This is a genomic window from Microbacterium sp. A93, from assembly GCF_051842835.1.
Map to the genome: position 1 here is coordinate 77588 of NZ_JBPXMT010000014.1, position 24020 is coordinate 101607.

Annotated in this window: 22 protein-coding genes; 10 read left to right on the forward strand and 12 right to left on the reverse strand. The window is 69.3% G+C overall.

The genetic code is table 11. The annotated features are described in order from the left end of the window. Window positions 1-28: 28 nt before the first annotated feature. The 7 genes from ACSU1G_RS28860 (at window position 29) to purM (ending at window position 6697) form a co-directional block, all read left to right on the forward strand. Entirely contained in the window at window positions 29-325 is a 297-nt protein-coding gene (locus ACSU1G_RS28860; RefSeq protein WP_439284135.1) for a hypothetical protein, read from the forward strand. 19 nt (window positions 326-344) lie between these two features. Beyond that, entirely contained in the window at window positions 345-1406 is a 1062-nt protein-coding gene (locus tag ACSU1G_RS28865) for an asparaginase (RefSeq protein WP_439284137.1), read from the forward strand. Between the two features lie 35 nt (window positions 1407-1441). Beyond that, window positions 1442-1867: a sterol carrier family protein gene (locus ACSU1G_RS28870; protein WP_439284139.1), complete on the forward strand. Its 426-nt coding sequence runs from the start codon at window positions 1442-1444 to the stop codon at window positions 1865-1867. Between the two features lie 57 nt (window positions 1868-1924). Beyond that, on the forward strand, window positions 1925-3415 hold the full coding sequence (locus ACSU1G_RS28875; RefSeq protein ID WP_439284140.1) for a hypothetical protein: 1491 nt from the start codon (window positions 1925-1927) through the stop codon (window positions 3413-3415). Between the two features lie 63 nt (window positions 3416-3478). Beyond that, window positions 3479-3895 carry a hypothetical protein gene (locus tag ACSU1G_RS28880; RefSeq protein WP_439284142.1) on the forward strand — a complete coding sequence of 139 codons (417 nt, stop codon included), beginning with the start codon at window positions 3479-3481 and terminating at the stop codon, window positions 3893-3895. Beyond that, window positions 3885-5474, forward strand: a complete 1590-nt coding sequence (gene purF, locus ACSU1G_RS28885) for an amidophosphoribosyltransferase (RefSeq protein ID WP_439284363.1) — start codon at window positions 3885-3887, stop codon at window positions 5472-5474. The genes ACSU1G_RS28880 and purF overlap by 11 nt, the downstream gene beginning before the upstream one ends. A 35-nt stretch (window positions 5475-5509) precedes the next feature. Beyond that, entirely contained in the window at window positions 5510-6697 is a 1188-nt protein-coding gene (purM, locus tag ACSU1G_RS28890; RefSeq protein WP_439284365.1) for a phosphoribosylformylglycinamidine cyclo-ligase, read from the forward strand. 9 nt (window positions 6698-6706) lie between these two features. Here the strand turns inward: purM and ACSU1G_RS28895 are convergent, their stop codons facing one another. Together ACSU1G_RS28895 and ACSU1G_RS28900 are read right to left on the reverse strand one after the other, a co-directional pair. Beyond that, window positions 6707-7720 carry an NAD-dependent protein deacetylase gene (locus ACSU1G_RS28895; protein ID WP_439284144.1) on the reverse strand — a complete coding sequence of 338 codons (1014 nt, stop codon included), beginning with the start codon at window positions 7718-7720 and terminating at the stop codon, window positions 6707-6709. An 11-nt stretch (window positions 7721-7731) separates the two neighbouring features. Then, window positions 7732-7944 (reverse strand): DUF3073 domain-containing protein, encoded by a 213-nt coding sequence (locus ACSU1G_RS28900; protein WP_439284367.1) that lies wholly within the window; start codon window positions 7942-7944, stop codon window positions 7732-7734. 162 nt (window positions 7945-8106) lie between these two features. Here ACSU1G_RS28900 and ACSU1G_RS28905 point away from each other — a divergent pair, with 162 nt between their 5' ends. After that, window positions 8107-8799, forward strand: coding sequence for a hypothetical protein (locus ACSU1G_RS28905; RefSeq protein WP_439284146.1), 693 nt, complete (start codon window positions 8107-8109; stop codon window positions 8797-8799). 80 nt (window positions 8800-8879) lie between these two features. Here ACSU1G_RS28905 and clpB read toward each other — a convergent pair whose 3' ends face one another. Together clpB and ACSU1G_RS28915 are read right to left on the reverse strand one after the other, a co-directional pair. Next, the gene (gene clpB / locus ACSU1G_RS28910) at window positions 8880-11489 is read right to left on the reverse strand and encodes an ATP-dependent chaperone ClpB (RefSeq protein WP_439284148.1); all 2610 of its coding nucleotides are present in this window, start codon (window positions 11487-11489) and stop codon (window positions 8880-8882) included. Window positions 11490-11658: 169 nt separating this feature from the next. Then, a complete protein-coding gene (locus tag ACSU1G_RS28915) occupies window positions 11659-12225 on the reverse strand; it encodes a mycothiol transferase (RefSeq protein ID WP_439284150.1) in 567 nt (188 codons plus the stop codon). 57 nt (window positions 12226-12282) lie between these two features. On the opposite strand from ACSU1G_RS28915, the gene ACSU1G_RS28920 reads away from it, so the two are divergent. Together ACSU1G_RS28920 and ACSU1G_RS28925 are read left to right on the forward strand one after the other, a co-directional pair. Beyond that, window positions 12283-13434, forward strand: coding sequence for a YihY/virulence factor BrkB family protein (locus tag ACSU1G_RS28920; protein WP_439284152.1), 1152 nt, complete (start codon window positions 12283-12285; stop codon window positions 13432-13434). Between the two features lie 191 nt (window positions 13435-13625). Continuing rightward, window positions 13626-14594, forward strand: coding sequence for an enoyl-CoA hydratase/isomerase family protein (locus ACSU1G_RS28925; protein ID WP_439284154.1), 969 nt, complete (start codon window positions 13626-13628; stop codon window positions 14592-14594). A 24-nt stretch (window positions 14595-14618) separates the two neighbouring features. Here the strand turns inward: ACSU1G_RS28925 and ACSU1G_RS28930 are convergent, their stop codons facing one another. From ACSU1G_RS28930 to ACSU1G_RS28965, 8 genes are read right to left on the reverse strand one after another with little or no spacing between them, the layout of a single operon-like run. Further along, a complete protein-coding gene (locus ACSU1G_RS28930) occupies window positions 14619-15596 on the reverse strand; it encodes a PaaX family transcriptional regulator (RefSeq protein ID WP_439284156.1) in 978 nt (325 codons plus the stop codon). Window positions 15597-15625: 29 nt separating this feature from the next. Beyond that, window positions 15626-16834, reverse strand: coding sequence for a D-arabinono-1,4-lactone oxidase (locus tag ACSU1G_RS28935; protein ID WP_439284158.1), 1209 nt, complete (start codon window positions 16832-16834; stop codon window positions 15626-15628). Then, window positions 16831-18333: a class I adenylate-forming enzyme family protein gene (locus tag ACSU1G_RS28940; RefSeq protein ID WP_439284160.1), complete on the reverse strand. Its 1503-nt coding sequence runs from the start codon at window positions 18331-18333 to the stop codon at window positions 16831-16833. The genes ACSU1G_RS28935 and ACSU1G_RS28940 overlap by 4 nt, the downstream gene beginning before the upstream one ends. Before the next feature lie 2 nt (window positions 18334-18335). Further along, complete coding sequence (locus ACSU1G_RS28945) at window positions 18336-18629, reverse strand: hypothetical protein (RefSeq protein ID WP_439284162.1); 294 nt, start codon at window positions 18627-18629, stop codon at window positions 18336-18338. Window positions 18630-18670: 41 nt separating this feature from the next. Further along, on the reverse strand, window positions 18671-19456 hold the full coding sequence (locus ACSU1G_RS28950; protein ID WP_439284163.1) for an SDR family NAD(P)-dependent oxidoreductase: 786 nt from the start codon (window positions 19454-19456) through the stop codon (window positions 18671-18673). A 29-nt stretch (window positions 19457-19485) separates the two neighbouring features. Further along, complete coding sequence (locus ACSU1G_RS28955; protein ID WP_439284165.1) at window positions 19486-20310, reverse strand: SDR family NAD(P)-dependent oxidoreductase; 825 nt, start codon at window positions 20308-20310, stop codon at window positions 19486-19488. Beyond that, window positions 20307-22757: a CaiB/BaiF CoA transferase family protein gene (locus ACSU1G_RS28960; RefSeq protein WP_439284167.1), complete on the reverse strand. Its 2451-nt coding sequence runs from the start codon at window positions 22755-22757 to the stop codon at window positions 20307-20309. The genes ACSU1G_RS28955 and ACSU1G_RS28960 overlap by 4 nt, the downstream gene beginning before the upstream one ends. Then, a complete protein-coding gene (locus tag ACSU1G_RS28965) occupies window positions 22754-23941 on the reverse strand; it encodes a 2-hydroxyacyl-CoA dehydratase subunit D (RefSeq protein ID WP_439284169.1) in 1188 nt (395 codons plus the stop codon). Before ACSU1G_RS28965 ends, ACSU1G_RS28960 begins: the two co-directional genes overlap by 4 nt. Window positions 23942-24020 lie beyond the last annotated feature (79 nt).

Genomic DNA, 24020 nt, shown 5'->3' on the forward strand with positions numbered 1-24020 from the left:
TGCCCCCGCCGGTCAGTACGATGGGCGCATGACGTCCAACACCCCCGGGCCCGACGGCGGCCGGGACCTTCCCGAGGAGGGCCACCCCTCCGGGCAGCAGCACTACGGCCACCCCTATGGGCGCGCCCCGCAGGGTGCCGGCAAGACCCTGGGCTCCGTCTACCGGTTCATCCTGGTCTGGCTGACCATGGCGTTGATCCTGTGGTTCGGCTCCCGGATGTTCGGCTTCGAGCGCGGGGATGTGGTCGTGGCCGTGGTCTCGCTCGTGGTGTCCCTGGCCGCTGCCATCGGCTTCACGGCCTGGCTGCGGATGCGTGGCCGCTGACGCCCCTTACAGTGGTGTCATGCCCGCCACCCCGCCGCAGCAGCCCCAGCACCACCAGCCCGCCGCCACCTTCACGGTGGAGGAGGCCGTCGAACTGGTGCACGTGGTCCGGAACGGCTTCATCGAGTCCCGCACCATCGGCTCGGCCGTGGTCACGGCCCCGGACGGCTCCCTCCTGGCGTCCCTCGGACACCCCGCCGCCCCGGTCTACCCCCGTTCCACGCTGAAGCCCCTGCAGGCCATCGCCTCGCTGCGGCACGGGGCCCGGCTGGTGGACGAGCAGATCGCCCTGGCCTGCGGCTCCCACCGGGGCACCGCGCGTCACCGGCAGACCGCCGCCACGGTCCTCTCCTACGCCGGCATGGACGAGACCTTCCTGCAGTGCCCGGCCGCCTGGCCCGCGGACCCGGCCGGTCTGATCGAGATGGCCCAGGACGCCGGCCCCGGCGGCCCCGTGAAGACCCCGCTGGCGTACAACTGCTCCGGCAAGCACGCCGGCTTCCTCTCCGCCGCCAAGCACGGCGGCCATGACGTGCGCACCTACCTGGACCTCGAGCACCCGGTCCAGCGCGAGGTGGCCGCCGTCCTCGAGGAGTACTGCGGCGAGCCGGTGGCCCACTGGGGCGTGGACGGCTGCGGGGCCCCGGCCCCCGTGCTGTCCCTGACCGGCCTGGCCCGCGGGATCGGCCGGGTCGCGGCGGCCCCGCACCGCCGGGACGCCGAGGTCCACGCCGCCTCCGTGGCCACCGCCATGCTCGAGTACCCCTGGGCGGTGCACGGGGAGTCCAACACGAACACCGTGGTCATCCGCGAGCTGGGCGTGATCGCCAAGCTCGGGGCGGACGGGGTGATGGTCATGGCCACTGCCGACGGCACCTCCGTGGCCGTCAAGGCCCTCGACGGCGGCACGCGCGCCGGCAACCTCGTGGCCTTGGTGCTGCTGGCCCAGTTCGCCCCCGAGCAGGTGGACCTGGACGCGCTGCCAGGTGTCCTGGACACGGTGGTGCCGAAGATCCTCGGCCGCGGCACACCCGTGGGCCGCGTGCAGCTGGCCCGTCCGGTCATGGCACTGCTGGACTGACCCCGGCTGGACTGAACGGAGCAGGAGGAGACCCCGTGTCCATCAAACGCCGCATCGCCCCCGACGACGGCCGGGCGGCCCTCGAAGCCTGGTCCCAGGCCCGTTCAGCTGGTTCAGCCGATACAGATGGTTCCGCCGGTACAGATGGTTCCGCCGGCTCGGCTCAGGCCGCCGCCCTGCCCCGCAGCGTCCGGGCGACCGCCGTGCGGTACACGCTCGAGGAGTTGGCCACCCGCGCCCCCGGAAACTCCGTGGAGGTCCGCGTTCCCCCCTTCGGCGTCTGCCAATGCGTTCAGGGGCCCAGCCACACGCGCGGCACACCGCCGAACGTCATCGAGATGGACCCGGCGACCTGGCTGGAGCTGGCCACGGGGCTGGTCACCTGGCGGGCCGCCGTCGGGAGCGGGAAGGTCTCGGCCTCCGGGGCCCGGGCCGACCTCACGGATCTGCTCCCGCTGTAGCGCCGCCCGGGTACCGTGGGGACCGGCTGGGGACACGGCCGTGACGAGGGGGAACCTGTGAACGAGACCAGCACGGCCACGAACCGGATCACCCGCGCCGGAGCCGTGGGGTACCTGGCCCTACCCGTGGCGGTGGTCCTCGACGCGGTCGGCCAGCTCATCGTCCAGCTGGTGATCACCTCCTCGACGGCCCGGGGGAACCTCACCGCGCTGAGCGGCCTGATGACGGTCGCCACCGTCCTCGTCTCCGTCCTGGTGATGGCTCTCTGCGCCGCCGCCGTGACGTCCTTCCTCCGAAGCCGCCGGGCCGGGCACCCCCGGCCCCGGGGGTGGGCCGTCGCCGGGGCCACCCTGACAGCTTCCCTGCTGCTGACCTCGCTCTACGCCCTGGCCTGGTACTCGGGGATCGGCGCCGGGCTGCTGATGGCCACGCAGACGAACCTCGTGGTCTCCACGCTCGGGATGCTGCTGGCCGCCGCCGCACTCGTGGCAGGGGCCATCGCCGCGGCAGGGCACCGTGGCCGCCCGGGGGCCGGGGCGTTGACCCTGGCCGCGGTCGCGACCCCCGCCGCACTGCTCACCCCGATCCTCGGGAGTCTCTTCCGCCAGACCGCCATGTACACCGTGTCCGTCTACGCCGGGCTGGCCCTGGCCCTGCTTGGCCTGGCCGCCGCCGTCGTGGCCGCGCGGCAGCACGCCCCCACCCCCACCGAAGAGCTGCCCGACGCCGGCCCGGCCGGTTCCTGGGACGGCACCGGCCCCGCGGGGGTACAGCGGCCGGCAACGGCAGCGCGGTCCGCGGAGTCAGAGTGGTCCTCGGCAGCAGGGTGGTCCGCGGAGTCCGTGAAGCCGGCGGCCGCCGCGGAGCCTGAGTGGCGTGGCCGGCGGTTCCTGCGCCACGTGGCCACCCCGCTGGGGATGGCCTGCCTCGTGCTCATCCTGCCGCTGATGGACGCCCTCGAGGCGTGGGGGCTGGCCATCCTGCTCCTCGTGGCGGCTGCAGCGCTGGCCATCGCGGCGATCGTCGGGGCGGTCCTGGACTTCCGGTCCCTGGCCGGCACCGGTGAGCCCCGGGCCGGGCACCTGACCGGGGACGTGGCGGTACCGGCCTCGGTCCTCGTGGTGCCGGCGTCGCTGGCCCTCGGGGGCCTGATGGGCGGCGGCTGGGCGGTCCTCGGGGCCTTGGTCATCGGCGCCGGGGCGGCCGTCCTCTGCGCCCTGGTGGGCCTGGTCGGCGTGCTCTACTCCGTGTTCTCCGGACGCTATGTGCCCCTGACCGCCCGGGTCTCGACCCTGGCCACAGCGCTCGTGTTCGTCGCCGCCGCCTCTTTCCTCCCCCTCCAGGATTCCGGCGCGGGGCTGGTCAGCTTCATCGCCGCCGGCGCGCTGCTGCTGCTCGCGGTGGTGGCCGGCCTGGTGACCGTGCTCTCCCTCGGCCCTTCTCTGCGGTCGTCTCTGCGGCTGTCTCCGCAGTCGTCTCCACAGCGGTCCCCACAGCGGTCGCAGCGGCCAGTCCCGCCCCTGGGGCCACAGAACCCGTACCGTTAGGCGCCCGGAGAACCCGCCGACCCATGGCCAGCACCGGCACCGGTGCCCCGTACGATGGAGGGCATGACTTTCCCCCCCGACGGTTCCCCGGGCGATCCCGCCACTCCACCGGAAGGCGCCTCACTGGAGCACCGCACCCTCGTGGTCCGGCAGGCCCCGAAGGTGCAGGTGTTCCTGGTGGGCGGCGCTGTACTGGGCGTGATCGCCGCGTTGATCTCGACCTCGCTCGGTGGGGAGAACGAGGACTTCACCTTCGGCTCGCTCTTCGGCTACTTCGTGGTGCTCTTCGGTATCGTCGGCGTCGCCCTCGGTGCCCTCGTCTGGCTCGTGTTGGACCGCCGGTCCAGGAAGCACACCTACACCGTGACCGCAGAGGTGGTCGAGGACTACGAGGACGCCGATTACGCGGTGCAGGACCATGACCTACAGCAGTGGACCGACAAGTGGGAGAATGACGATCGTGACCACAATGCACGGTGATGGACTGCTCAACCACGATCTCGACCCCCATGAGAAGGGCCCCCAGGACGAATGCGGCGTCTTCGGCGTCTGGGCCCCGGGTGAGGAGGTCTCCAAGCTCGCCTACTACGGCCTCTACGCCCTGCAGCACCGCGGCCAGGAGTCCGCGGGCATCGCCACCTCTGATGGCAAACGGATCTCCGTGTACAAGGACCTCGGGCTCGTCTCCCAGGTCTTCGACGAGTCCACGCTCAACACCCTGACCGGGCACATCGCCGTGGGCCACTGCCGCTACTCGACCACGGGCGGGAACAACTGGGAGAACGCCCAGCCGACCCTCGGGGCCACCGCCGACGGCACCGTGGCGCTGGGCCACAACGGCAACCTGGTGAACTCCGCCGAGCTGTTCCGGTTGGTGCAGTCCCGCTACGGCAAGCAGACCCGCGGGGAGATCGCCCAGGGCAACACCACGGACACCGCCCTGGTCACGGCCCTGCTGCAGGGCCGGCCCGGCTCCACTCTGGAGCAGACGGCCACCGAGCTGCTGCCGATGATCCGCGGGGCCTTCTCCTTCGTCTTCATGAACGAGCACACGCTCTACGCCGCACGGGATCCCCAGGGCGTGCGTCCGCTGGTGCTCGGCCGGCTCGAGCGCGGCTGGGTGGTGGCCTCCGAGCAGTCCGCCCTGGCCACCGTGGGTGCCTCCTTCATCCGCGAGGTCGCCCCCGGCGAACTCATCGCGATCGATGAGGAGGGCATCCGCTCGACCCGCTTCGCCGAGTCCAAACCGGCGCACTGCGTGTTCGAGTACGTTTACCTCGCCCGACCTGATGCCGCCATCGCCGGCCGTTCCGTGTACGAGTCGCGGGGTGCCATGGGGCGCGCCCTGGCCCGGGAGAACCCGGTCGAGGCCGACGTCGTGATCCCCGTCCCGGAGTCCGGCACCCCCGCCGCGGTGGGCTACGCCGAGGAGTCCGGCATCCCGTTCGGCCAGGGCTTCGTCAAGAACTCCTACGTGGGGCGCACCTTCATCCAGCCCTCGCAGACCCTGCGCCAGCTCGGCATCCGGCTCAAGCTCAACGTCCAGCCCTCCGTGGTGGCCGGCAAGCGCGTGGTGGTGGTGGACGACTCGATAGTCCGCGGCAACACCCAGCGCGCGGTGGTCCGGATGCTCAAGGAGGCCGGGGCCGCAGAGGTGCACGTGCGGATCTCCTCCCCGCCCATCAAGTGGCCGTGCTTCTACGGGATCGACTTCGCCTCCCGCGCCGAGCTCATCGCCAACGGCGCCGGGGTGGCGGAGATCGCCGCCTCGATCGGCGCCGACTCGCTGGAATACATCTCCGCCGAGGGCATGGTCGAGGCCACCCACCAGCCCCGCACGTCCCTGTGCACCGCCTGCTTCACCGGTGAGTACCCGATCCCGCTGCCCAGCGAGGACGAACGCGGCAAGGACCTGCTGGAGAAGCCGGTCGCCGTCCCCGCCCTGACCCCCGATTCCACCCTGGACCCGGACGAGCGCCCCGGCGCCGTCGGCGGGGACCCGGGACCCGGATCCTCCCTTGAAGCCCTGCTGACCGAGACTGACAGGACCCCGCTGTGACCGCACCCAAGCACCCGAACGACCCGGCCGACGTCGTGCCCCCTGCCGGCGCCACCGGCACCACTGGCACCACCTATGCCTCCGCCGGCGTGGACGTGGAGGCCGGGGACCTGGCCGTGGAGTTGATGAAGGACGCCGTCAAGGCCACCCACAACAGCTCGGTGGTCGGCGGCTTCGGCGGCTTCGCCGGGCTCTACGACGTCTCGGCCCTGCTGAAGTACTCCAAGCCGCTGCTGGCCACCTCCACGGACGGCGTGGGCACCAAGGTGGCGATCGCCCAGGCCCTGGACAAGCACGACACGATCGGCTTCGACCTGGTCGGCATGGTGGTGGATGACATCGTGGTGGTCGGTGCCGAGCCGCTGTTCATGACCGACTACATCGCCTGCGGCAAGGTCGTGCCCGAGCGGGTCGCCGACATCGTCCGCGGCATCGCGGCCGGCTGTGCGCTCGCCGGCACCGCCCTGGTGGGCGGGGAGACCGCCGAGCACCCCGGCCTGCTGGGCGTGGACGAGTATGACGTGGCCGGGGCCGCCACGGGCGTGGTGGAGGCCTCCGCCCTGCTGGGCCCCGAGCGGGTCCGCCAGGGGGACGTGGTCATCGCCATGGCCTCCTCCGGCATCCACTCCAACGGCTACTCGCTGGTGCGGCGCGTGATCAACGACGCCGGCTGGTCCCTGCACCGTGAGGTCACCGACCTGGGTCGCACCCTGGGCGAGGAACTGCTCGAGCCGACGCGCATCTACACCGCGGACTGCCTCGACGTGATGCGCCACCTCAACGGGGACCCGGTCGCCGGCACCGCTGCGGCCGTGGCCACCGCCTCCGGTGAGGCCGCCCTGCGCGGCTTCTCCCACGTGACCGGCGGCGGACTGGCGGCCAACCTGGCCCGCGTGCTGCCGCAGGGCCTCATGGCCACCGTGGACCGCGGGACCTGGTCCCTGCCGGCCGTCTTCGAGCTGATCGGCCAGCTCGGCCGGGTGCCGCTTCAGGACCTGGAGCGGACCCTGAACCTCGGCGTGGGCATGGTGGCCGTGGTGGACCCCTCCGCGGCCGACGCCGCGTTGGCCCGCCTGAACGCCCGCGGCCTGACCTCCTGGGTGGCCGGCACCGTGGGACGCGTGACGGACGCGGCCGCCGGCGCCGGAGCGGACTTCATGCAGGGTGCCAAGGGCGTGGACGGCGGCGCCGTGCTGCTCACGGGCGCCTACGCCGCGGCCTGAGCCCCACCCTCAGGGCGTGGAGAGGCGGGCGTCCAGCCACTCCAGGGCCGGGGCCACGCGGGTACGCCAGCGGTACTGTGCCTTGGCGTCGGCCCGGGTGGGGCCACCGTTGAGCGTGGCCACCGGCTTGCCGGCGCGCTCCGCGTCCAGCACGAACCGGTAGCCGCTCATCACCGCCAGCGAGGTGCCCACGGCCAGCACTGACCCGGAGTCCTCGAAGGCCCGGCGCGCAGCGGCCTTGCGTTCGGCGGGCACGGACTCGCCGAAGTACACCACATCCGGCTTGAGCTCCACGGAGCCGCACACCAGGCAGCCCACCAGATTGAAACGGTCCACCCACCGCTGGTCCAGGGTGACGTCGCCATCGGGGTTGATCAGCAGAGGATCCACCTGGACGGCCTCGAGATAGCCGGGATTCGCCTCCGCGAGCCGCGCGTCGAAGGACCGGCGTGCCTCCACCGCACCGCAGTGCAGGCAGACCACCCGGTCCAGGTCCCCGTGCAGCCGGATCAGCCCCTCGGTGCCCGCCGCCGCATGCAGTCCGTCCACGTTCTGCGTCACGACGCCGGCCAGGATGCCCTCGCGCGCCCAGCGTGCCAGGGTGTGGTGGGCCGGGTTCGGAGCGGCGGCGTCCATCTGCCGCCAGCCCACGAAGGACCGCGCCCAATAGCGGTGCCGGGCGCCGTCGTCGTGCCGGAATTCCTGATAGGTCATGGGCCGGTGCCGGCGCAGCGAACCCTCGGGGCCGCGATAATCGGGGATGCCGGAATCGGTGGAGACGCCCGCGCCGGTGATCACCATCGGGCGGTGGTCCAGCAACAGTTCCAGGATGCCCTGACGAGCCACTTCTGGATCCTGCGGCGGTGCTGCGTCCTCGACGATGCGTTCGATCGAGCGCAATGCGGCCCGGTGACCGTTGGCCGCCGGATGCCCCGGGTGCAGTGTGCCCCCGGGGAAACCGACGGTGCCGTCGCCCTGCACCGCTGGGTCCCCGGGGACCTCCGGCGTCGCGGGATCAGGCATCATGCTGACGATCAACCCCTGCGTTGGGGGTCGTCGTCCTCCTCAGCGCTGTCCACATAATCAGCGTACTGATCCGCGTGGTCGATGTACTGGTCATCGTCATGGCTGGAACCGCTGTTGCCGGCAAGCTCACGCTCCAGTGCCGACAAATCTGTGGCCGGGGAGAAGTACTTCATGTCCCGTGCCTGCTTGGTTGCTTTTGCCTTTTGACGGCCGCGCCCCATGAGCGTGACCCCCTTTGTTGTCTGTCCCCGTGCTGTCAGCCCCTTAGGCAGGGCTGATCCGGGGTATGCACTGATCATGATGGTTCGTGGTCACTAGGTTAACATGTTTTAGCACCCCTTGGAGCCGCCGGCCCCCGTGGCGGCACCGAAAGGATCTTAACCATGGACACATCCCCGAACGGGCCCGCGGACGAGTCAAGACCTGACTCCCCCCGGACCCCGGACTCTGCCAGTGGCGGCGCCCCCGGCGACCGCTTCGTCCCCTACCTGCCGCCCCGGCCCGCTGCGGACGCCCCGCCGCCGAAACCCCCGATCAGGCGAGGCTGGTGGGTGGCAGCCGCCGCCCTGGTGGTCCTCGCGCTCGTGGTCTTCGTCCTGGTTCCCCTGCTGACCTCGCCACAGGACGACGGTTCCGGCGAGTCGCTGGAGTCGGGTCCTCCTGTTTCGCGCAACGCGGAACCCGGGCTGGACGGGATCGTCGCCCGCGAGGTGCCACCCGTGCAGGTCCAGCCCGGGGACTGCCTCACCGACTTCGACTCCGTGGGTGAGCCGTCCACCGTGGTGGAGTGCAGCCGAGACCACGAGGCCCAGCTGGTGGGGCGCAAGTTGTGGCCCACCGGGCGGGCCTTCCCGGCGGACATGAAGGCGGACGCCGAGCGCTTCTGCGCCACCATCGAGCTGGACAGCGCCGCGGACGCGCAGGTCATCGTCGAGATCTCCCACCCCGCCGAGGGCACCTGGGCCGAGGGCGACCGCCGGGTCGACTGCCTCGCCGTGGCCCACGAGGGCACCCTGCACACCTCCCTCGTGAGCCGGCCGTCCTTCGAGGACTGGACGGATCACGAGGACGGCTGATCCCTCTTCGTTTTGAGTCGACTTGGGGTGGGTGTTTTCTCGAAACACCCACCCCCCAGTCGACTGAAAGCGCAGGCCGGTCAGTCGGCCTTGCGGGTCACGGACAGTCGGTCCTCCGCACGGTCCACCAGGACGGTGTCCCCGTCCGCGATGGTGCCCGAGAGCAGGGCACGGGCCAGCTGATCGCCGATCTCGCGCTGGACGAGCCGCCGCAGCGGCCGTGCACCGTAGGCCGGGTCGAAGCCGGTCAGGGCCAGCCACTCGCGGGCGGCATCGGTGACCTCCAGGGCCAGCCGGCGCGAGGACAGCCGCCCGGCCAGCGAGTCCACCTGCAGGTCCACGATCCTCGTCAGGTCCTCGATGGACAGCGGGTCGAACAGGATGATGTCATCCAGCCGGTTCAGGAACTCCGGTTTGAAGGAGGAGTTGACCACCCTCATCACCGCGTCCTTCTTCGCCGCCTCGTCCAGGGTCGGATCCACCAGGAACTGCGAGCCCAGGTTGGAAGTCAGGATGAGGATGACATTGCGGAAGTCCACCGTGCGGCCCTGGCCGTCGGTGAGGCGGCCGTCGTCGAGCACCTGCAGCAGGATGTCGAAGACCTCGGGGTGGGCCTTCTCCACCTCGTCCAGCAGGATCACGGAGTAGGGCCGGCGCCGTACCAGCTCGGTCAGCTGGCCGCCCTCCTCGTGGCCCACATAGCCGGGGGGCGCCCCGACGAGCCGCGAGACGGAGTGCTTCTCCGAGTACTCGGACATGTCGATCCGCACCATGGCGTGAGCGTCGTCGAACAGGAAGTCCGCCAGGGACTTGGCCAGCTCGGTCTTGCCCACACCGGTGGGGCCGAGGAACAGGAACGAGCCGGTGGGCCGGTCCGGGTCCGAGATCCCGGCGCGGGATCGCCGGACGGCATCGGATACCGAGGCCACCGCCTGTCGCTGGCCGATCAGCCGCTCACCGATGTGCTCCTCCATGGAGAGCAGCTTGTCCTGTTCGGACTGCAGCATGCGGCCGGCGGGAATGCCCGTCCACGCGGAGATGACCTCCGCGATGTCGTCCGCCGTGACCTCCTCGGAGACCATGGTGGGGTGCGCGTGCTGGCCGGCGCCCGAGCCTGCCGGCCCGCCGCCCTCACCCGCCTCGGCCGCCGCCAGCTGCTGCTCCAGGGCCGGGATCTCCCCGTAGAGGATGCGGGAGGCCTCGGCCAGGTCCCCGTCCCGCTGCGCCTTATCGGCGGCGGAGCGCAGCTCATCCAGGCGCACGCGCAGGTCACCGGCCTGATTGAGGGAGGCCTTCTCGGACTCCCACCGCGCGTTGAGCCCCGCGAGTTCCTCCTTCTGATTGGCCATCTCCTCACGCAGGGCGGCGAGGCGCTCCATGGAGGCCGGGTCGGTCTCGTTCGCGAGCGCGAGCTCCTCCATGGTGAGCCGGTCCACGGAGCGGCGCAGCTGGTCGATCTCCTCGGGCGCGGAGTCGATCTCCATGCGCAGCCGGGAGGCGGACTCGTCCATCAGGTCGATGGCCTTGTCCGGCAGTTGGCGGCCGGAGATGTACCGGTCCGAGAGGTTGGCGGCGGCCACGAGGGCGGAGTCGGAGATGGCCACCTTGTGGTGGGCCTCGTACCGCTCCTTGAGCCCGCGCAGGATGGCGATGGTGTCATCCACGGTGGGCTCCCCCACGTAGACCTGCTGGAAGCGGCGCTCCAGGGCTGGGTCCTTCTCGATGTTCTCCCGGTACTCGTCAAGGGTGGTGGCGCCGATCAGGCGCAACTCGCCGCGGGCCAGCATGGGCTTGAGCATGTTCCCCGCGTCCATGGCGCCCTCGGAGGCCCCGGCGCCGACCACGGTGTGGATCTCGTCGATGAACGTGACGATCTGCCCGTCAGAGGCCTTGATCTCCTCCAGCACGGACTTCAGGCGCTCCTCGAACTCGCCGCGGTACTTGGCGCCGGCGATCATGGAGCCCAGGTCCAGGGAGATCAGGGACTTGCCGCGCAGGGACTCGGGCACGTCCCCGGCCACCATGCGCTGGGCCAGGCCCTCGACCACGGCGGTCTTGCCGACCCCGGGCTCGCCGATGAGCACGGGGTTGTTCTTGGTGCGGCGGGAGAGGACCTGCACCACGCGGCGGATCTCGGAATCACGGCCGATGACCGGGTCGAGGGAGCCGGAGCGAGCGATCTCCGTGAGGTCGGTGCCGTACTTCTCCAGGGCCTGGAAGGTGTTCTCCGGGTCCGGGGTGGTGACCCGGGAGTCCCCTCGGACCTCCTTGACGGCGGCCGAGAGCGAATCGACCGTGGCGCCGGCGTCCCGCAGGGCAGCACCGGCCTTCCCCGCGTCTGCGGCGAGTCCGAGCAGCAGGTGTTCGGTAGAGACGTAGTCATCCCCGAGCGCCTCGGCCTGCTGCTGGGCCGCCTGCACCGCGAGCAGCCCCTGGCGGGAGAGCTGAGCCTGGGCCACGGAGGAGCCCGAGGTGGCCGGCATGGACTGGATGGCGGAGCTGGCCGCGGTGGAGACCACGTCCGGGTCCGCACCCGCGGCCTTGAGGACGGCCACCGCCACCGAACCGCGTTGATCCATCAGCGCCTTGAGCAGGTGGGCCGGTTCGATCTGGGGGTTGCCGAGGGTCGAGGCATTCATGGCCGCCCCGGACAGCACCTCTTGGCTCTTCGTGGTGAACTTCGCGTCCATGCTGATCCTTTCGGTGATTCTCGATCTAGAGTTGAGTCTAACTCACTCAACCCTGCTCACGCAGGCCCTATTCCCGTCGACGGGTACTTCCCCAGGGGATCAGGATCCCCGCGCTTCCAGGCCGGATTCGAAGGCGACCACCACGTCGACGACGGCAGGACCTGCGCGGTCATCCCATGGTCTTCTGGCCGTCCAGCGCCTCCCGGAGGATGTCCGCGTGGCCGGCGTGCTGGCTGATCTCCGCCAGCACGTGCAGGATGACCCGCCTAGCGCTCCAGCTGGCCCCGGCCTCGAACCAGGGCGCCGCCGGCAGGGCGTGTTCGGAGTCCAGGTCCACGGTGCGGACGATCTCCGCAGTGGCGTCCGCCACCTGGGTGATCCGGCCGCGCAACACCTCCACCGTCTCCTCCTCGGCGACGGTGAACCGGTCGTCCTGCCACTCGCTGTCCGACCAGTCGTCACCGGCCTCCTGCAGCCGCGCGGCCTCCTCGTCGACGGCATCCCAGTCCACGTCCGCACCGTAGACCTCGGAGTCGCCGAAGGCCCCGGCCCCGTGTACGGCGAAGTCCATCCACTGCTCCTCGGTGTCCGCCACATGCTTGAGTAGCCCGGCCAGCGCCAGTTCGCTCACCGTGCTGCGGCTCCGGGCCTGCTCCTCCGTCAGGCCCTCCGCCGTGGTCAGCAGGAACCCCCGGTGGCGGGCCAGGGACTCGATCAGGGTCTCGCGTTCGCTCATGGGCTCCACGGTACGCAGGCCGTGGCCGCGCTGTCCCGGGGCGGTACCCTCGGGATCATGCCCCGCCGACTGCGCCGACTCCTCCAACGTCCGGCACCGGCGCACACCTACCACCGGCCGCGAGTGACCCTGTTCCACGTGATCCGGAGGACCATCATGAAGCTCGTGGACATCCAGGTGTGGGACGTGGCCGGATCCATGACCTTCTACACCGTGCTGTCCATGGTGCCGGCCGCCATCTCCATGGTCTCGATCGTCTCCCTGCTGGGCCTGGCGGACCAGACCGTGGTGACGGCCGCGGAGCTGGTGCACGAGCTGCTGCCGGGGGTGGACCCGGACGTGGTCACCGGAGCACTGCTCGCCTTGGCCAACACCTCGGGCGGCGTGGTCGGCGTGGTGCTGGGCCTGGTCGGCTCCATCATTGCGGCCTCCAACGCCCTGGCGTCCTTCCACCGGGCCATGCACCGCATCCACGACACCCGCGAGGGCCGTCGGTTCCTCTGGTTCCGTACGGTGATCTTCGTGGAGACCGTGCTGCTGATGGCGGCGTTCATCGCCGTCCTGCTGCTGATCGTGATCGGCGGCGGCCTGTCCGAGCGCCTAGGCGCCGCTCTGGGGCTGACCACCGCCACGGTCACCGCCTGGAACGTGTTCAAGTGGCCAGCACTCCTCGCCGTACTGGTCCTGGCCGTCACCCTCGCCTACCATCGTGGTCCCAACGTGGTGCAGCCGCGGTACCGGTGGCTGTCCTGGGGCGGGCTGGCCGCGGTGCTGATCCTGTTCGCCATGACGGTGCTGCTCGGCTGGCTCGCCGGGCTGTCCGGCACCTTCAACGCGGTCATCGGCACGCTGAACAGCGTGGTGGTGATCCTGGTGGTGCTCTGGGTGGCGTTCATCGTGCTGGTGGCCGGTGCCGCCTTCGACGCGGAGCTTCTGCGCGGGCGGCAGCTGGCGGCCGGACTCCCGGCCGCGGACGCCCTGCAGCTGCGCACCCGGCACACGGGGGTGCTCGAATTCCTCGATGAGGATGCCGCCAAGGCCCGGACCACCGCCCGGGCGGTGGCCGAGTCCGTGCGCACGGGTAAGCCGGTCACCCTGTCCCGCAGCCCCTGGATCGCGGAGGCAGACACGCTCTGGTCGATCGACGCCGTGGATCGCCCCCTCTCCACCGGCGCTCCCTACACAGGCATCGCGGACAACACCGGCTGATCGGCGTCCTGGGCTCCCACCACGGATACCGTGGGAGAGGGCCGCAGTCGGTGGTGCCGAAGCTGGGTGGGGTCGGTGCGTGATCCTCTAGTGTTGAGGAGGTGAGCCATCTTGACGTCCAGTCCCTTGCGGACGTGTCTCTCGGGAGATTCGGCAGGGAGCCGCCTGACTCCCCGCTTCGCATCGTGGCCGTGGGAAATCCATCGGAGATCGCTCATCTGGACGACCTGCTCGACCGAGAACCTCATCCGCGTGGACCGGTGACGGTGGCCCTCTGGGGCCCCCCGAGCACTGGGTCCCTCCGACCGGGCCCACTTCAGGTCCGCAACATCGATCTGGTCATCGCTGCCGGGCGGCCGGAGGACGAGTCGACCCGAAACCAACCCCTCGTCCTGGTGCCTGACCCCCTGGAAGAACTCCAGCGCATGGACACCGCGGTGCGGTCGCGTCCTGCCGCAGCCGAGATCCTCGTCCGGCTTCTCCGCGCCAGTACTGAGCTGCCGGTGGAAACCGCCTTGGAGATGGAGTCACTGGCCTATGGAACGCTCTTGGGTGGGGCTGGCTTCAAGGACTGGCTCCATCACCGGAAGCCACCCTCACCGTCATTGACGCTGGCAGATCCCGTGATCCTGGAGCGGACGGGCGACCGGCTCGTGATCACGTTGAACGATCCCGATCGGCACAACGCCTATAGCGCCCGCATGCGCGATGCGCTGATCGAGGCGCTGACGGTCCCCCTAGCGGACGACAGCATCTCCGCTGTTCAGATCACCGGCGCCGGACGGTCACTATGCTCGGGTGCGGACCTGGGCGAGTTCGGACTGGCCAACGACCTAGCCGTTGCGCACCTGGTGCGCACCCAGCAACACGTGGGCCGTGCCGTGGCGACCCTGGGTGACCGGGTACACGTCCAGGCGCAGGGTGCCTGTATCGGGGCGGGCATCGAGATTCCGGCGTTCGCCTCACGGATCACCGCAACACCGGGAGCCTTCTTCCGGTTGCCGGAATTGCAGATGGGCCTGATCCCCGGGGCTGGCGGCTGCGTGAGTATTCCTCGCCGCATCGGACGCTTCAGGACGCTGTACATGGTCCTCAGCGGCATCACGGTCCGCGCTGACCGGGCGCTGCGGTGGGGCCTCATCGATACCCTCGAGGACTGAGCTCCGCGCCCGGTGACGGATCAGTCAGGCCGGGTCTGCCTCTGGCACGAACGCGGCGAGCTCATCCAGGGAGAGCCGTGCCGCAGCCCTGACCCGGTCCGCCCATCCGTCGTGGATTCCTTCCAGCAGCTGTTCGATCCGGAAGACCGCCAGCGGACTGAGTGCGTCGAACACGCCGGCAACGGCGTCCCGCACCTCGCTGCGCAGCCACCCCGCGGGCATAAGGGCCAGTGGCAGACCTGGATCCAACGGCACGAGCCGCCGGTACTTGGTGAGCAACAGCGTGCGACGCGACAAGGCGGCCGCGGGTGACAACAAACCGCCCTCGAACTCCCGGGCCAGCCCAACCGCTTCGTCACGGAGCACCGAGTAGGCCGCATTGATGCCCTCCAGATCCCAGGATTCGATCGGATGCCGGCCGCGGACCATGAAGGACGCGTCCTCAACGAGGTGCGCACTGAGTTGTGCCACCCCTCGTACGTCAGCCTTGAGGATCGCCGTTTCCCGAAGGTCGCCGGGGGCGATCCACACGCCGTCATAGTAGGGGGCGAATCCCTCCAGTCGCAGGGAGTCTCGCAGGGCCATTCTGATACGGCTCTGGTCTTCGGGGATTGAGAAGGCGACGACCGTCCAGCATCCAGCCCAGTGGTCAGACAGCCCGAAGTTCAGGATGCGGTGGACACCCGGCTCAGCCCGGGTGCGGGCCAGCGGGCCGGTGCGGAAGAAGCGGTTCCGGCCGGAACGGCGGGTCACGAGCAAGTCGTCGCGCTCCAGCCGACGCAGGGTGGCCCGCGTGTTCGCGGCGGCCACCTCGAAATCGCCCATCAGGGCGACGAGGAAGGTGCCGGGAACCTCGATGTCCAGACGATTGCGCCAATAGTAGGCAAAGAAGGTCGCCATGAGGTCGCGTGCGGTGATCCTTCGAGCCATGCGGCCTTCGGTCGTGCGCGCGGCTACGCCCCCCGGCTGTGCGAGACTCTCCAACTCCTCGTCGATCGTCATCGTCTCCTGATCACTCACCATTTCCCCCGTCACGCCAGATCTTCGGTTGCGCCCGCCAGCACGTCACTCATGGCCGGCGTGAGGAACATCCCGTGAGGATCAAAGGTCTGCCTTACCGTCTCGAATCGGGAGAGCTTCGAATACCTGTCCCTCAACGTCTCCGATGAGTACTGATGTTCCTTGGCCCAATGCGGTCTGGCTCCATACGATACTAAGGCCGCGTGGACCAGTCCGAACAAGCCGCGGCCCGCAGAGGTGGAGCGTGCCGCCGCGGAGATCGTCATCGTCGCCTCACCCTGTGTTGGCGACAGGAACGCGTTGTCGGGTGCGACGACCCGTAAGGCCAGGGGCATGCCGGACAGTGCGTCCGATTCTCGCGCCAGTGCCGAGGTCAAGGCCTCCACCGCCTCTGCCGCCCCAGAAAGCGGCAGTGCGTGCTCCACGACGGCGAACGGCTGTGGCTCCTCCCAACCGCCCGTGGCCAGTGCTGCCGGGCTGGGCAACGCTCCGACGGAGTCTTCGGCGACCGGAACCCACTCGCGCAGCTGGAACCTCATGCCGGGAGACCCGTCCTGTCCCAGCGGATGCCAGCGCACGGCCCGGCGGATTCCGTCATCTGCGCTCAGCCACCGCGGATCGAAGTGGGCATGCCACGAATCATCGATGCGCAACCAGGTGGCGGGACGGACCTGCACCTCGACCTCGGTCATCACTCCCAAGAGACCGAGCCCCACCCGCGCGGCTTGCAACGCCTCGGGCCGCTTCCCGTCCACCACGACGGCACTCCCAGCCGCGTCGACGAGCCGCACCGCCTGGACATACGCAGACAGACAGGCCGCACGGCGTCCGCTGCCATGGGTGGCCGTCGATATCGCGCCGGCGATCGTCTGCCCGGAGAAGCCTCCCAGCGTGGGCAACTCCATGCCCTCTGCCCACAGTGCGGAGCAGACCTCGTGCAGCTTCGTCCCCGCTGCGATCCACGCCGTGCCCGCGGCGAGATCGGCCGTGTTGACGCCGCGCAATCGGTCGGTCCGCACCAGCACGGCCCCGGCGCCCACCGCCTCGGACCAGGAATAGCCGGTCCCGACCGCCCGCAGCTGACGTCCCTCAGCCTGCGCACGCACTACGGCGTCCGCGACCGAGGACTCATCCGCTGGCACCTCCGCACGGGCGACCTCCACCGCCCGGGACCCGGTCCAATTCGACCAGGTCCCCGGGCTGGACGCCGTAGACGTCACCGGACCACGTCGTTCTCTGCGGATCTCTGCGCCAGGATCGTGCGGATGTCCTTGCGCAACAGCTTGCCCATCTCGTTGTGCGGCAGTTCCGCCCAGGTGACGATCTCTGCCGGGACGCGCGAGGAGCGCAACCGCGACCGGACCAGCATCTGCAACTCGCCGACGTCGACCTGGGTACCGCCGGTGGGCACCACGACGGCGACGGGCACCTCGCCCCACTGGTCGTCAGGCATCGCGACGACGGCCACGTCTGCGACCGCGGAGTGCTCACGCAGCACGTCCTCGATCTCTCCCGGCGAGATGTTCTCACCGCCACGGACGATCACGTCGTCCGCTCGACCGCTGAGGAACAAGTAGCCCCCCTCGTCGATCAGCCCGCGGTCCTTCGTGGCGAACCAGCCGTCGACCAGGTGCGAGTCCATGCCCCGATAGGCGCCGGAGATCTGTGGCCCACGGACCCAGATGTCTCCTTCTTCGCCGGACGGCAGGACCTCACCGTCCGTGCCGCGGACCTCGAGTTCGATAGACGGGATCGGTCGGCCCACGGAGCCGAGTCGGGCCTGCACCAGGGGGTCCGGCGAGGCGAGGGCCTCACGGTGGTCCTCCGGGCCGAGCAGGGCGATCGTCGAGCTCGTCTCGGTGAGCCCATAGGCATTCGTGAACCCGACGTGCGGCAGTTGCTGCAGCGTGGCCCGGATCAGCTCGACCGGCATGCGTCCGCCGCCGTAGGACAGCGCGCGCAGGGCCGGCAGCGTTTCGCCGGACTCTTCCAGCAGGGCCAGGATGCGCTGCAGCATCGTCGGCACCACCATGGCAGATGTCACCGCGTGCTCACGGGCGGCGGCGATCCACCCCTCCGCATCGAAGGACTCGAGGTAGACCAGCTTCCGGGTGGCGAACACCGAGGACAGGACCGCTGCGATCCCCGCGATGTGGTAGGGCGGGACGCTCACGAGCGTGGCGTCGCCCTCGGGCGCCGACAGCATCTCGACGGTGCTGAGGATATAGGCGGTGAGGTTCTCATGGCTGAGTTCCACGATCTTGGGCTCACCCGTCGTCCCGCTGGTGAACAACCAGACGGCGACGTCACTGGGCGCGGCAGCCCCGGCTTCTACTGGAGCCGGGAAACGTGCGTCCGAGGCATCCATCACGGAGCACCCCTCAGGCACACCGATGCGTGCCGCGCCGGGCCCATCGGTGACGATCAACGCACGGCCCAATCGCTCCGTCTGACGGCGAAGCTGGTCATCGGCCAGGCGATAGTTCAGGGGCGCAAACGGGACCCCTGCCTCCGCGGCCGCGAACAACAGCAGCGGGACCACCGCGGAATTGGTGCCGACATAGGCGATGCAGTCGGCGCCCTCGGCCGTCGCGCGCGCGCCGAGCCGCCTCGCGTCGCGCTGTACGTCGGCATAGGTCAACGGCCCGGAGGCATCCACTGCGGCCACCCGGTCCGGCACGATCTCTGCGACAGTGCTGAGCAGAACTGAGATACTCATGATCAGTCCGAGGACGGAAGCGCCGTGGCCGCGCGCTGTGTCAGTTCTCGGCCGTCCGCCGTGATCGGTCCGACCCCGGCCCGGGTCACCATCACCACGAGGCCGCTCTCGGCGTCCTCATACCTCTTGCCGACAGCCAGTTCGGGGCCTTCCGTCGCGGCATCTGAGGCTTCCGTGCGCGCCGTGAGCATCGGCTCTCCGGCGCAGGCCAGTTCCACCTCTGCTCCCGTGACAATGATCGCTTCGATGGCAGAGACCGTGCTGAAGAGCCGTGTACCTGCAGTCCACTTGTTCATGTTCAGGTTCCTTTCTAGGGGACGTTTGTCCTGTGGTGCCTTCATCGGCCACGAAAACGTTCGGCCCGCAATCGGAGCGCGCCGCCATCGACGGGGATCACGTCCGCCGTCACGTACCGTGCTTCGTCGGAGGCGAGGAACAGCACGGCGTTCGCGATGTCCTCGGGTGTCCCCCGCCGTTTGATCGAGAGATCGACGATGCCGTCGTCGTCGTACATTCCGGAGGCACGCACTGCGTTGCTCATCGGCGTCTCCACCGGTCCGGGGCAGATCGCGTTCACCCTTATTCCCTGCTCGCCGTATTGGAAGGCCAGGCTTCGCGTGAGTGCGACCACGCCTCCCTTGGATGCGGCGTAGGCCGCACGCGGCGCCATACCGATCGCCGCGGCCGAGGCGATGTTGACGATCGCTCCACCGCCCCGCTCCATGAGACTGGGCAGGACGTGCTTGCAGCTGAGGAAGACACCCGTCAGGTTCACGTCCATGATCCGCTGCCAGGCGTCCTGCTCCAGCTCGTGCAGCTTCAGGGTGTCACCGAAGGAGATGCCCGCGTTGTTCACGAGCACGTCCACTCCCCCAAAGGCGTCCGTGGTGGCTGCCACGAGGGCAGCCATGTCATCGACCTGGGTGACGTTGGCACGCACGGCCAGCGCCCGGCCGCCGCTCTGTGAGATGAGGTCTACCGTCTCATCAGCGGCGTCCTGCGCCATGTCCGCCACCACCACGGCGGCCCCTTCTACTGCGAAACGCTTGGCGATGCCGCGCCCGATGCCGCTGCCAGCCCCGGTGACGATGGTGACCTTACCGGCCACTCTGCCCTTGGTCATTGTTGTCCCTCCCTGTTCGAGCACGGCGCTCAGTCCGTGCGAGTCCGTGTGGTGCCGCCGTCGACGGGCATGACCACACCGGTGATGTAGGCCGCCTCGTCCGAGGCGAGGAACGTCGCCGCGTAGGCGATGTCGTCCGGCTTGCCGAATCCGGGCAGCACCTTGCTGAGGATCGGTTTGGCCGCCTGTTCGGCTGCGGTGTTCGCGATGAAGTCGTTCTTGTACTCGGAGGTGTGCGCCAGTTCGGAGCGACGGTCGGTCTCGATGGTGCTCGGGGTGATCACGTTGGCACGGACGCCGTATTCCGCCGCTTGGGCGGACACCGCCTTCGTCAGTGCGTTCACGGCAGCTTTGGATGCGGCGTAGGCCGGCAGGGCCGACTTCACCAGGGCGGCGATCGAGGAGATGTTCACGATCGCCCCCCCGCCGGCATCCCGCATCACCGGCAGTGTGTGCTTCATCGTGAGGAAGACACCCTTGGCGTTGACGTCCATCGTCTGGTCCCAGACGTCCTCGGTCAGGTCGAACAGCTCGGGCGGCTCGATACCGTACACGGCGTGGTTGTTGCAGAGGATGTCGACCCCGCCGAACGCCCGCACCGCCTCCTCGACGAGGCGTCGAACCTGCGTCTCGGCAGACACATCGGTCTGCACGAACAACGCGTCACCACCGGCCGCCCGGATCAGGTCAACGGTCTCCTCGCCGGTCTCCGGCGTGCGGCACGCGACGACGACACTGGCTCCCTCGCGGGCGAACATCTCGGCGATCGCCCGGCCGATACCGGTGCCGGCCCCGGTGACGATGGCGGTCTTGCCGCTCAATCGTCCGGCCCTTGTGGGATTCACAGTGCTCATTGCAGGACTCCTTCCAGGAGCAGTTCGATGTACTCCGCCTCGTCCATGCCAAGGCGTTCAGTGATGATCAGCTCGTTGTGCTCGCCGATCTTCGGCGCCGCCGTCACGTTGGCTGGCGTCAGGCTGAGACGGAGCGGTGGCACCTGGTGTGGGAACGCGCCCAGCACCTCGTTCGGCACCTCCCGCAGGAACTGCCGGTGGTTCAGCTGGGGGTCCGCGTCGATGAAATCGTGCGGCGTCTGGACCGCTGCTCCCCTGACCCCGGCGGCCTGCAGGATGCGCATCACCTCGTGAGGCTGGCGCGTGCGGGTCCACTGGGAGACGAGCTCGTCGAGGCGGTCCTCGTGGCGCTTGCGCCCGGAATGGGTGGCGAAGTCGGGTTCGGATGTCCATTCGGGCGCACCGATCGCGTCGACGAACCTCACCCACTCCTCGTCGCCGAAGACAGCGATGGCACTCCAGCGGTCCTCCCCCGCACAGGGGTACACGCCGTGCGGAGCGGCGTTCTCCACCCGGTTGCCGACCCGGTCCTGCTCCCGGCCATTCACCTGGTAGTCCAGGATGGCCGGCGCGATCTGCTGGGCCGTCACCTCGTACATGCTCGCCTCGAGATACTGCCCCTCCCCGGTCCGCCGACGGTGGATCAGTGCGGCCACGACTCCGATCGTGTTGACCAGCGGCACGATGTAGTCGCCGTAGATTCCCGCACTCGGGGTGATGGGCGTGCGGTCGGGCCAGCCGGTGAGGTGCAGGCGTCCGGAGATGGCCGCACCCGTACCGTCGATGCCCCATTCCTTGGCCAAGGGACCGGTCTGGCCGAAGAGGCTGCCACTGATGTAGACGACATCAGGGTTGATCTTGATGACCTCCTCATAGCCGTAGCCGAGACCGGCGAGGGTGCCCGGCGTGAAGTTCTCGTTGATGACATCCGCCTGACGGATGAGCCCCTCGATGATCGGCCGCGAGGCGGGGTTCTTCAGGTCGATCGAGAGGCTCTCCTTCGACGTGTTGAAGTGGGCGAACCACGGCTTGTCGTCCAGGCTCGTCCGGCTCGACTTGGAGAAGCGACGATCGACCCGGGTCATGTCCGGCCGAGTCGACGACTCCACCCGGATCACCTCGGCTCCATGGTCGCCGAGGAACTTGCCCGTCAGGGATCCCACGAGGGCCCAGCCGAAATCGAGGACGCGGACTCCGGCGAGCACACCGGCCGAGCCCGTTTCACGTTGCCCGTCCGGGGAGGCCTGCGCGAGTCCAGGGGCCTCGGCCAGTTCGGCGAGCACCGCTTCGGTGTCGGCACCGAGCAGTGGAGCCGGCGTGGTGATGCCGCTCGTGGCTGCGCTCGCCTTGAAGAAGTAGGCGGGCAGGTCGATCTCTCCGAGTGCCGGATCATCCACCCTGGTCCAGTAGTCACGCGACCGCAGGTGCTCACAGGCGTGGATGTCGCCTGGCTCGTTCGCCACCGTGGCATTGATGCCGCGTGCGATCGACTCCCGACGGATGTCCTCTCGCGTGAACTGTGCGAAGAAGGGGCCGATCACCGCGGCGTAGCGCTCCCACTGTTCCTGGGTGATGCCGGCCTTGTCGAAGGCGAACCAGTCCTCGACCTCCTGCAGGGCGTGCACCGGCTCATACTCACTGATCCAGTCAGAGAGCGCCTTGTTCGCTGTGGCGCCGAAGGCACCACCGAGCATGTGCCAGAAGAGGTGACCGTCCTGGCACGGCCAGAACCAGTCGGTGGCCGTGGGCCCGAGCTGGGACTTGTGTCCCTCACGGGACAGCGCCAGTCCCTCGCTCCAGGCCACGATCGCCGAGGTCATCCGGCTCGCGGCGACCTCCTGGACCGAGACGTCAACATCCTGCCCGTCACCGGCGAGATCGACGTGGTAGTACGCCAGCAGGACGCCGACGGCGGCGGCCACGCCTGCATGGAAGTAACCGGAGTCCAGGGACTCCTTGACCGGCGGCAGATCGGGATCGCCGGTGTTGTTGAGGACGCCGCTCATCGCGACCGCTGTCAGCTCCGAGGCGATGTAGTCGGAGTACGGGCCCGTCCGGCCGAACGCGGTGACCGCGGCACCGATGAGCCGGGGGTTCTCCGCCCGCAGGTCGGAGGGAGCGATTCCTCGACTCGCGAGAAAACGCGGGTTGGATCCCTCCAGGATGACGTCGGCCGTGCGCGCGAGCGAGCGGAAGGCCTGCACACCCGCCTCGCCGTCGAGGTCGAGCACGATGCTGCGCTTGCCCGCGTTGAAGGCCCGCCAGTAGAGGCTGTTCTCGACGCCGGGCTCATCACCGCGGAAGGGCGGCAGGAAACGGGACGCATCGCCGCCGGGGCGCTCGACCTTGATCACCTCTGCGCCGAGTTCGGCAAGGATCTTGCCGCAGACGAATCCCATCTCGTCGCTCAGGTCCAGTACTCGCATGCCGTGGAGCATCGGTTTCATTCCTTCTCCTCCGTGCTGTCAGTGGTGGCGTTCTGAAGTCCTTCGAGGAACAACGCGATCGACTCGCGCAGCCGCCCTTCGTCCCCCATCGCATAGTCGGTGTCCGGCAGGGCGAGCGTCGGGATCCCGCGCTCCTGCAGTGCTGCTGCCTGGTCCGGGTAGTCCCAGCCGTAGGCGGTGTCCCCCCGGAGGTGGATCGCGATCACACCATCGGGTGCTGCGCCGGCGGCCAGGTCGACGCGGGCACCGATCCGGCGCTCACGGCCGAAGGCCCAGCTCTCCGGAAACTTGTACGTCCAGCGGTCCGCGAGCGCCTCGAACGGATCAGGCCCGTCCTCGGCCACCGGTGTGTGCGCATACCGCTGCCCGAACTCGGTGTCCTCCCCCACCACCACGGCGCCCAGCTCCTCGATCAGGCGGACGAAACCGCCATGATCCACGGCGCTGCCGGTGAGGAAGACACGAGGCCGGGATGCGGACGACGGCGGCGCGCCACCCAAGCGTGAAAGGGCGCCTTCCAGCGCCGCATTGAAGGCGGCCTTCGGCATCAGCAGGGCGGCCAGCAGAACGGCGTGCGCATCCACTCCGGAGATCCGCGGGGTCTCGCCGGAGCGCAAGGCCTCGACCTCGCCCAGCAACGTACGGGTGCGATTCACCTGGCGGATCGCCTCCCACAGTCGTTCGGAGGTGACCGGTCGCGGCCCGAGGCCGGAGAGCTGGTCAGCGATCAGTTCGATGCCCGCCCTGTTGTACTCACGGTGGGCTGCGAACGTGCCGCGTGCGCGCTCCAGGTACAGGACGTGGGGGATGTTCGGCGCGCCGAAGACCTCCGAGTAGACCTCGAAGAACCCGGCCGTTTCACCGATCCAGCGGTCACCACCGGTGACACACCAGACGGAGCAGGCATCGTGTCTCCCCGTCGCCAGGGCCTCGTAGAGGTACCGGATGCGGGCGGGAGCGGAGATATCGAGGTGGTCGTCGATGAGGTCGGGTGTACGCGACAGGTCCCCCGTCAGCAGCATCGGCTGGAATCCTGCGGCGATGGCGATCTCCTCGGGGAATCCCGTGTCCAGGAATCCCAAGGTCGGCGCCGTCGATCCGCCGCACAGCTCCGCCACCGCGGATGCGTCCCACCGGTTCTCGACGACACGGTGGAAGACCTCGAATGCCTCATCGTGACTCATGCCTGCCTCCTGCCCTCTAATAGTAAACATAATACCACTCGCTCGAAGTTAGAAAGTTACATATGGATCGCACACTTAT